This is a genomic window from Mycobacterium scrofulaceum (assembly GCF_002086735.1).
Classification (GTDB): Bacteria; Actinomycetota; Actinomycetes; order Mycobacteriales; family Mycobacteriaceae; genus Mycobacterium; species Mycobacterium scrofulaceum.
Genome location: NZ_MVIJ01000024.1, coordinates 77886 through 86470, shown reverse-complemented (window position 1 = coordinate 86470; position 8585 = coordinate 77886). Strand labels below are relative to the sequence as shown.

The 8585-nt window shown below is 69.2% G+C and carries 9 protein-coding genes; 7 read left to right on the top strand and 2 right to left on the bottom strand.

Features of this window, described 5'->3' with window-relative positions; all coding sequences use genetic code 11:
* Positions 1-89 (bottom strand): FAD-binding protein (locus BST44_RS29625; RefSeq protein ID WP_142274538.1); only part of this gene is annotated, 89 nt, incomplete at its 3' end.
* 485 nt (positions 90-574) lie between these two features.
* Between BST44_RS29625 and BST44_RS16785 the strand changes: the two genes are divergently transcribed.
* The 3 genes from BST44_RS16785 to BST44_RS16775 are packed head-to-tail and all read left to right on the top strand — an operon-like array spanning position 575 to position 3709.
* The gene (locus tag BST44_RS16785; RefSeq protein ID WP_083178226.1) at positions 575-2242 is read left to right on the top strand and encodes a nitrite/sulfite reductase; all 1668 of its coding nucleotides are present in this window, start codon (positions 575-577) and stop codon (positions 2240-2242) included.
* A 16-nt stretch (positions 2243-2258) separates the two neighbouring features.
* Entirely contained in the window at positions 2259-2996 is a 738-nt protein-coding gene (locus tag BST44_RS16780; RefSeq protein WP_142274535.1) for a phosphoadenylyl-sulfate reductase, read from the top strand.
* A complete protein-coding gene (locus BST44_RS16775; protein WP_083178225.1) occupies positions 2993-3709 on the top strand; it encodes a sirohydrochlorin chelatase in 717 nt (238 codons plus the stop codon). The genes BST44_RS16780 and BST44_RS16775 overlap by 4 nt, the downstream gene beginning before the upstream one ends.
* Here the strand turns inward: BST44_RS16775 and BST44_RS16770 are convergent.
* The gene (locus tag BST44_RS16770) at positions 3706-4650 is read right to left on the bottom strand and encodes a LysR family transcriptional regulator (RefSeq protein WP_083178224.1); all 945 of its coding nucleotides are present in this window, start codon (positions 4648-4650) and stop codon (positions 3706-3708) included. The genes BST44_RS16775 and BST44_RS16770 overlap by 4 nt on opposite strands.
* Positions 4651-4744: 94 nt before the next feature.
* Here BST44_RS16770 and BST44_RS16765 point away from each other — a divergent pair, with 94 nt between their 5' ends.
* The 4 genes from BST44_RS16765 (at position 4745) to BST44_RS16750 (ending at position 8563) form a co-directional block, all read left to right on the top strand.
* Positions 4745-6136 (top strand): FAD-dependent oxidoreductase, encoded by a 1392-nt coding sequence (locus tag BST44_RS16765; protein WP_142274537.1) that lies wholly within the window; start codon positions 4745-4747, stop codon positions 6134-6136.
* The gene (gene fdxA / locus BST44_RS16760) at positions 6133-6459 is read left to right on the top strand and encodes a ferredoxin (RefSeq protein ID WP_083178222.1); all 327 of its coding nucleotides are present in this window, start codon (positions 6133-6135) and stop codon (positions 6457-6459) included. The genes BST44_RS16765 and fdxA overlap by 4 nt, the downstream gene beginning before the upstream one ends.
* A gap of 108 nt (positions 6460-6567) precedes the next feature.
* Entirely contained in the window at positions 6568-7374 is an 807-nt protein-coding gene (locus tag BST44_RS16755) for a PPE family protein, SVP subgroup (protein WP_083178221.1), read from the top strand.
* Between the two features lie 43 nt (positions 7375-7417).
* Positions 7418-8563: a PPE family protein gene (locus tag BST44_RS16750; RefSeq protein WP_083178220.1), complete on the top strand. Its 1146-nt coding sequence runs from the start codon at positions 7418-7420 to the stop codon at positions 8561-8563.
* Positions 8564-8585 lie beyond the last annotated feature (22 nt).

The window sequence follows — 8585 nt, the reverse complement described above, 5'->3', positions numbered from 1 at the left end:
ACCGGCGCCAACTGCGCCCGCGCGGTATACAACGCCGCGGTATACCCGGCAGGACCCGAACCAATGACGATCACGTCGTGCACAGTCATAACAACCTTTCAGCCAGTGTCGACACGGGCCCACCCTAACCGCTGTTTGCTGAAAGTCTCATGTGAACGGCGGCGCGATCCCCGTTAGGAGGCACGGAATTTAGCGCGCGGCGTCGCGAGAAATACTGCAGCACAACGCATCCCACAAATGATCGCGGAGTAAGTTTGCTAAACAACCCGAGATTACCAATCTTGGCAAAGCGGGAATCTCAATGGGGGGTAAGGCATTTAAAACGTGAAGCGGAGCACACAACCAACGGTTGTGTGCTCACAACCTCTGCACCTCTACTACTGTCGGCGGGGGCAATGCACCATGAAATCGTGGCCCGTGGGTCCGACGTTGCACCCACGGGAAACCTGAATCAACTTCACCGTCGACACCAGCGGCCCAGCAGCCCAGCCCGGAAGCGCACCGGCCGCCGACATCGAGCCTCAGCCGCCAGCCGGCACAGCAGGCCAGCATTGTTCGCGAAGGAGAACACCACATGACCACAGCACCTCCCGCCAAGACCCGCAACGAGGGCCAGTGGGCGCTGGGCAATCGCGAACCGCTCAACGACACCGAACAGATCAAGCACGATGACGGGCCGCTGAACGTGCGCGACCGAATCATCAACAAGTACGCCAAAGAAGGCTTCGAGAGCATCGAGAAGTCCGATCTGCGTATGCGGTTCAAATGGATGGGCCTCTACACCCAGCGTGAGCAGGGGTACGACGGCAGCTGGACGGGCGACGAGAACATCGACAAGCTCGAGGCGAAGTACTTCATGATGCGCGTGCGCTCCGACGGCAAGCCGATGTCGGCGCAGACGGTGCGCGTCCTGGGCCAGGTGTCCTCCGAGTTCGCCTGTGACACCGCCGACATCGGCGACCGGGAGAACGTCCAGTTCCACTGGCTCAAGATCGAGGACATCCCCGAGGTGTGGCGCCGGCTGGACACCGTCGGCCTGACCAGCATCGAGGCGTGCGGCGACTGCCCCCGCGGCATCCACGGCAGCCCGCTGGCCGGCGACTCGATCGAGGAGGTGCTCGACCCCTCTCCCGCCATCGACGAGATCATCCGGCGGTTCATGAACAACCCCGACTACGCCAACCTCCCGCGCAAGTACAAGACCGCGATCTCGGGCCTGCAGGACGTCTCCCACGAGACCCACGACGTCGCATTCGTCGGCGTCAACCACCCCGAGCACGGGCCCGGCATGGACCTGTGGGTGGGCGGCGGCCTGTCGACCAACCCGATGATGGCCCAGCGGGTCGGCGTGTGGGTGCCGCTGGACGAGGTGCCCGACGTGTGGGAAGCGGTCACCAAGGTGTTCCGCGACTACGGCTACCGCCGGCTGCGCGCCAAGGCGCGGATCAAGTTCCTGGTCAAGGACTGGGGGGTGGAAAAGTTCCGCGAGGTCATGGAGACCGAGTACCTCGGCCGCAAGATGATCGACGGCCCGGCGCCCGAGCCGGCCAAACACCCGATCGACCACGTGGGCGTGCAGAAGATCAAGAACGGCCTGAACGCCGTCGGCGTCGCCGCGATCGCCGGCCGCGTCTCGGGCACCACCTTGCAGGCGGTCGCCGACCTGATGGAGCAGGTCGGTTCCGACCGGGCCCGGTTCAGCCCCTTCCAGAAGCTGATCATCCTCGACGTGCCCGACGACAAGGTCGATTACCTGGTCACCGAGCTGGACAAGCTGGGCCTGCCGTCGAACCCGTCGAACTGGCGCAAGAGCACGATGGGGTGCACCGGCATCGAGTTCTGCAAGCTGTCGTTCGCCGAAACCCGGGTCCGCGCACAGAGTTTGGTGCCCGAGCTGGAAGAGCGACTGGCCGACGTCAACGACGACCTCGACGTGCCGATCAGCGTGCACCTCAACGGTTGCCCGAACTCCTGCGCCCGAATCCAGGTGGCCGACATCGGATTCAAGGGCCAGTGGATCGACAACGGAGACGGCACGTCGGTGGAGGGCTTCCAGGTCCACCTCGGTGGCGGCCTGGGCGAGGAGAGCGGCTTCGGACGAAAGCTGCGCCAGCACAAGGTCACCAGCGCCGAGCTCGGCGACTACATCGACCGCGTCACGCGAAAGTTTTTGGAACAACGCGAGGGCGGCGAGCGTTTCGCGAACTGGGCGCTGCGCGCCGACGAAGCCGACCTGCGTTAGGAGCTGAGGACCACTCATGGTGGCGATGAACTTCACCAGCGAGCAACTGCGTCAGATCGCCGAGCGCGGCGCGGCCGAACTCGAGGGCGCCAGCGCCGACGACATCCTGCGCTGGACCGACGAACAATTCGGCGGCGCCGACGCGCCCCGCGGGTGGGCCAACTGCAAATGGGTGGTGGCCTGCAACATGCAGGACGCGGTGACGGTGTCGCTGGCGTCCAACATCCGGCCCGGCGTGCCGGTGCTGTTCCTGGATACCGGCTATCACTTCGCCGAAACCCTCGGCACCCGCGACGCGGTCGAGTCCGTCTACGACATCCACCTGCTCAACGTCAAGCCGGAGCACACGGTGGAAGAGCAGGACGCGCTGCTGGGCAAGGACCTGTTCGCCCGCGAGCCCAACGAGTGCTGCCGCCTGCGTAAGGTCGTCCCGTTGAAGAAGGCGCTCAACGGCTACGCGGCCTGGGTCACCGGGCTGCGCCGCGTGGAGTCGCCGACCCGGGCCGACGCCCCGCTCATCAGCTTCGACGAGTCGTTCGGGCTGGTGAAGGTCAACCCGATCGCCGCGTGGACCGACGAGGACGAGCAGGACTACATCGACAAGAACGGCGTGCTGATCAACCCGCTGGTCGAGGAGGGCTACCCGTCCATCGGCTGCGCGCCCTGCACCCGCAAGCCCGCCCCCGGCGAGGACCCGCGCAGCGGCCGCTGGGCGGGCCGCAACAAGACCGAATGCGGACTGCACGCCTCATGAGCACCCTCGTCCTCACCGCGCACGGCAGCCGCGATCTGCGCTCGGGCGCCAACGCCCGGGCCGTGGCCGAGCGGCTGCGCGGGATGCGGCCCGGCCTCGACGTGCGCCTGGCGTTCCTGGAGCTCAGCGCGCCCAACTTCGCCGACGTCCTGTCCGGGCTGCCCGACAAACGCGACGCGGTGGTCACGCCGCTGCTGCTGGCCAGCGCCTACCACGCCCGCCGCGACATCCCCGAGCAGATCGCGCGCGCCGGCGCCTACGGCATCCGGCAGGCCGACGTCCTGGGCGAAGACGAGCGGCTGCTGGCCGTCCTGCGCGACCGGCTCGGTGACGTCGGGGTCTCCCCGCTCGACGACGAGGTCGGGGTGATGGTGGTCGCGATCGGGTCGTCGAACACCGCCGCCAACGCGCGCACCGCCCGGGTCGCGGCCCGACTGTCCGCCGGAACCCGGTGGGCCGCGACGGCGATGGCCTTCGCCACCCGGCCCGAGGCGTCGGTCGCCGACACCGCCGCCCGGCTGCGTGCCCGCGGCGCGCGCCGGCTGGTCATCGCGCCGTGGTTCCTGGCGCCGGGGCTCATCACCGACGGCGTGTCAACCTATGCGCGGGACAACGGGATTGCGATGGCGCCACCGCTGGGCGCGCATCGTCTGGTCGCGGAGACCGTGCTGGACCGCTTCGACGGGGCGCTCGCCGACCACGCCGCCGCTTAGCGTTTCGGTGTGCGACTGCTGATGTGGCTCAGCATGTCCCGGATCGCGCCCGCGGGTGGTGTGCGCCCGCCGACCCAGATGGCGCGAAATTTGCGGCGCAGGTCCACCTCTCGGATGTTGACCGCCTGCAGCCGCCCGACGGCCAGGTCGTCGGCCACCGCCAGGCGGCTCATCGCGGCCGGCCCCGCGCCGGCCAGCACGGCGGCGCGCATCGCCGCGGCCGACGTCAACTCCAGCACGGGCGGCGCCTGCTGCATGTCCTCGCCCAGCACCTGACGCAACGCCACCGTCAGCGAATCGCGGATGCCCGAGTGGGGTTCGCGCGCCACCAGGGGTGTTTCGGCCAGCTCGCGGGCGGTCACCACCCGCCCGCGCCGGGCCCACTTGTGCCCCGGCGGCACCACGATGACCAACTCGTCGTGGCCCACCACGCAGCTGCCCAATCCCTTCGGCTGGCCGGGGTTTTCGACGAACCCCAGGTCGACGGCGCCCTCGCGCACGGCCGCGATGGCCTGCTCGCTGTTGGTGGCGGTCAGCGTCACGTGTGGCGCGGCACCCCCGCGCCGCGCCGCCTCGGTCTGCAGGGACAGCAGCCAGTGCGGCATCAGCTGTTCGGAAATCGTCTGGCTGGCGGCCACCCTGATGCGTTCGCGGCCCTCCTTGCGCAAACCGCCGAGCCCCGCGTCGATCTCGGTGGCGACCTCGAGCAGGCGCCCGGCCCACTCCGCCACGATCAGCCCCGCGGGCGTCAATTCCGAACCGCGCGTTGTCCGCACGGCGAGCGTGACGCCGACCTGGGCCTCCATCGCCGCGAGCCGCCGCGACACGGCCTGCTGGGTGATGCCGAGCTCGCGGGCGGCACGTCCGAGGCTGCCCGTCTCGGCGATCGTCAAAAACGCCTCGAACGAGGCGAGTTCGGGCATGCGGGGGCTGAGCGGCATGGGTGGTCAGTCACAATCGGTAGGCGTGACACAACCATAGCTTGTGACTCCACAACAGGGGAACCTCTACTCGCCCCCCGCCGGCCCGAGCACCATGGGAGACATGACCCGCACAGCCCCATACCACGTCGCGATCGTGGGTTCCGGCCCTTCGGGATTCTTCGCGGCCGCCTCACTGCTGAAGGCCGCCGACGCCGGCGAGTTCGGCGTCGCGGTCGACATGCTCGAGATGCTGCCCACCCCTTGGGGGCTGGTGCGTTCGGGCGTGGCACCCGATCACCCGAAGATCAAATCGGTGAGCCAGCAGTTCGAGAAGACCGCCGAGGACCCTCGCTTCCGCTTTTTCGGCAACATCAAGGTGGGCGAGCAAGTCTTGGCCACCGAACTCGCCGAGCGCTATGACGCGGTGATCTACGCGGTCGGAGCCCAATCCGACCGCCCCCTGAATATCCCCGGCGAAGATCTACCCGGCAGCGTCGCCGCGGTGGACTTCGTCGGGTGGTACAACGCACACCCGCACTTCCACGAAATGGCTCCCGACCTTTCGTGTGCCCGTGCGGTCGTGGTGGGCAACGGCAACGTGGCCGTCGACGTCGCCCGCATGCTGGTGACCGATCCCGACGTGCTGGCCCAGACCGACATCGCCGACCACGCGTTGGAAACGTTGCGGCCCTGCGGCGTCAAGGAAGTGCTCCTCGCAGGTCGCCGCGGCCCGCTGGAAGCCGCGTTCACGACCGTCGAGTTGCGCGAGCTCGGCGAGCTCGACGGAGTCGACGTCGTGGTCGACCCGGCCGACCTGGAGAACATCAGCGAGGAGGACGCTGCCGCCGCAGGCAAGATCACCAAGAACAACATCAAGATCCTGCGCGACTACGCCGGCCGCGCCCACAACCCCGACAACCGGCGAATCGTGTTGCGGTTCTTCACCTCTCCGATCGAGATCAAGGGCGACGACAAGGTCGAAAGCATCGTGCTCGGCCGCAACGAGTTGGTCACCGACGCAACCGGCCGGATGGTGGCCAAGGACACCGGTGCACGCGAAGAATTGCCCGTCCAGTTGGTGGTCCGCTCGGTCGGCTATCGCGGGGTGGCCATCCCGGGGCTGGCGTTCGACGACAGGTCCGGGACCATTCCCCACACCGCAGGTCGCATCGAGGGGAGCCGCAACGAATACGTGGCCGGCTGGATCAAGCGCGGCCCCTCGGGGGTCATCGGCACCAACAAGAAGTGCTCCCAGGAAACCGTGGACACCGTACTGAGCGACCTCGCCGGCCAGGAGTCGGTGCGCGGCAGCGATTATGCTGACGAACTCGCACAGTGGCTGACGTCGCGGCAGCCCCACCTGATCACCGCCGCGCACTGGCAAGCCATCGACCGTTTCGAAAGAGAAGCCGGCGAGCCGCACGGACGCCCCCGCGCCAAAGTTGCCAGCCTGACAGAGCTCCTGCGGATCGCCCACAGCCAGATGGAAGGACAACATTCATGACCTACGTCATCGCCGAACCCTGCGTCGACATCAAGGACAAGGCGTGCATCGAGGAATGCCCCGTCGACTGCATCTACGAGGGCGCGCGGATGCTCTACATCCACCCCGACGAATGCGTCGACTGCGGCGCCTGCGAGCCGGTCTGCCCCGTCGAGTCCATCTACTACGAAGATGACCTGCCGGCCGAATACAGCCAATACACGCAGATCAACGCGGACTTCTTCGCCGAGCTGGGCTCCCCCGGCGGCGCGTCGAAGGTCGGGCTGACCGAAAACGATCCCGCCGCGGTGAAGGCGTTGGAAAGCCGGGCCGAGGCGACCTAAGCCTCTTTCCGGCGCGCGTTTCATCGGCGTCCAGTGGAATTGGCGGCTTTAGCCGCCGTGAGTCCGGGCACTCCCCTAGAGCCCGACCAATTCCACGAGGAGACACCGATGTCTTTTGTGACCACTCAACCCGAGGCGTTGCTCTACGCCGCGGGAAAGCTCGAGACCCTTGGCTCGGCGCTGGCCGCCGAAAGCGCGGCGGCGGCGCCCCCGACCACGGCGATAGCGCCCGCGGCCGCCGACGAGATTTCGGCCCTGCAGGCGGCGCTGTTCACCGCCTACGGCGAGCTGTACCAGTCGGTCAACGCCCAGGCCGCGACCGTGCACCAACAATTCGTGCGCACGCTCAACACCAGCGCCGGCTCCTACCAGGCCACCGAGGCCGCCAACTCCGCCGCCAATGCCCTGCCCTATGCGGCCCCCGCCGCCGCGCCCCAGCAGGCGACGGTGCCGGGCAGCGGCCTCGCCAACATCGGCAACATCGGGGCCGGCAACTTCGGCTCGGCGACGTCGGATCTGCTCGCCATGGCGGGCGGCGGCCTGCTCATCAGGCCCGACGCGATGACGGGCCCGCCGTCGTCCGCCCTGGCCGGCACCACCCTCACCGACTCGGTGCAGCCCGTCGCGCCCGCGACGCCAACCGCCGGGGGCCCGATGGTGTCGGGTCCCGGACAGGCGGCCCTGGTCGGCCGCCTCTCGGTGCCACCGAGCTGGGCGGCGGGGGCCGGTGCGCCGGCCGCGCCTCCCCCGGCCCCGACGCTGGCTGGCTGGACGGCCCCCGCGCCCCAGGGCCCGTCGGTGACCGGCGTGCCGGCCAGCATGCCCGCGGTGGCGACCGCCGGGAAGACCGGCGGCCTCGGCGCGCCACGCTACGGCGTGAAGCCCACCGTGATGGGCCGCCCGGCCGGCGTCTGACGCCGGCAACCACCAGAATTTTAGCGGAAAGGATTGCAGGACAATGGATTTCGGTGCACTACCCCCAGAAGTCAATTCGGCACGCATGTACGCCGGCGCCGGCGCAGGCCCGATGATGGCCGCCGCGGCCGCCTGGAACGCCCTGGCCGCCGAACTGAACACCACCGCGGCGGGCTACGAGTCGGTGGTCGCGGAGCTCACCGGCGAACAGTGGATGGGTCCGGCGTCGGCGTCGGCGGCCGCGGCGGCCCAGCCCTTCATCACGTGGCTCAACACCACCGCCGCACAGGCCCAGCACGCCGCCGCGCAGGCCACCGCCTCCGCGGCGGCCTTCGAAGCGGCATACGCGATGACGGTTCCCCCGCCGGTGGTCGCCACCAACCGGGCCCAGCTGGCAGCGCTGGTCGCGACCAACTTCCTCGGCGTCAACACGCCGGCGATCATGGAAACCGAGGCGCACTACGGCGAGATGTGGGCGCAGGACGCCGCCGCGATGTACGGCTACGCCGCCTCGTCGGCGGTCGCGGGAAAGATGAACCCGATGACACCGCCGGCACCGCTCACCAACCCCGGCGGGCTGGCCGGCCAGGCTGCCGCGGTCGCAGGGGCCAACGCCGCGACCAACACGCAGGCCGGGCTGATGCGCACCATCACCGCCGCGCCGAACGCGGCGGCGCAGCTCGCGGCCCCGCTCCAGGCGGCCAATGGCGGGTTCTTCAGCATCCCGTTTGTGCAGAACAGCATCAACGGGGTGGTGAACACCGCGGCCTGGTGGTCCATGGAAACCATCCCCACCGCGGTGCTGCTGGGGCACACCGTCAACGGCGTGCCGTCGCTCTTTCTCGGCACCGCCGGCCCCTTCGTCGGCCCCACGCTGGCGGGGTCGGTGGCGCAGGCCGGGTCAACGGGCGTGAGCCAGGCGCCCGTGCTGGCCGGCGCGGGACAGGCGTCCACGGTGGGTCGCCTCTCGGTTCCGTCCACCTGGTCGGCGGCCGCCCCGGCGGTCGACCCCGCCGCTTCGGTCACGGCCGGGTCGGGCTGGACCATGGCGCCCGAGGAGGCGGGGCCGGTGACGGCGGTGCCCGCGGGCATGCCGGCGATGGCCGCGGCCGGTAGGGGCGGCTACGGCTTCAGCACCCCGCGGTACGGGGTCAAGCCCACCGTGATGCCCAAGACGGTGTTCGCCTGAGGCGCGCCGCGCCTCGTTAAGG

Coding starts and splice junctions, on each gene's coding strand:
- BST44_RS16750 (WP_083178220.1), top strand. CDS start 7,418: ATGGATTTCGGTGCACTACCCCCAGAAGTCAATTCGGCACGCATGTAC.
- BST44_RS16755 (WP_083178221.1), top strand. CDS start 6,568: ATGTCTTTTGTGACCACTCAACCCGAGGCGTTGCTCTACGCCGCGGGA.
- BST44_RS16780 (WP_142274535.1), top strand. CDS start 2,259: ATGGTGGCGATGAACTTCACCAGCGAGCAACTGCGTCAGATCGCCGAG.
- fdxA (WP_083178222.1), top strand. CDS start 6,133: ATGACCTACGTCATCGCCGAACCCTGCGTCGACATCAAGGACAAGGCG.
- BST44_RS16770 (WP_083178224.1), bottom strand. CDS start 4,650: ATGCCGCTCAGCCCCCGCATGCCCGAACTCGCCTCGTTCGAGGCGTTT.
- BST44_RS16765 (WP_142274537.1), top strand. CDS start 4,745: ATGGGAGACATGACCCGCACAGCCCCATACCACGTCGCGATCGTGGGT.
- BST44_RS16775 (WP_083178225.1), top strand. CDS start 2,993: ATGAGCACCCTCGTCCTCACCGCGCACGGCAGCCGCGATCTGCGCTCG.
- BST44_RS16785 (WP_083178226.1), top strand. CDS start 575: ATGACCACAGCACCTCCCGCCAAGACCCGCAACGAGGGCCAGTGGGCG.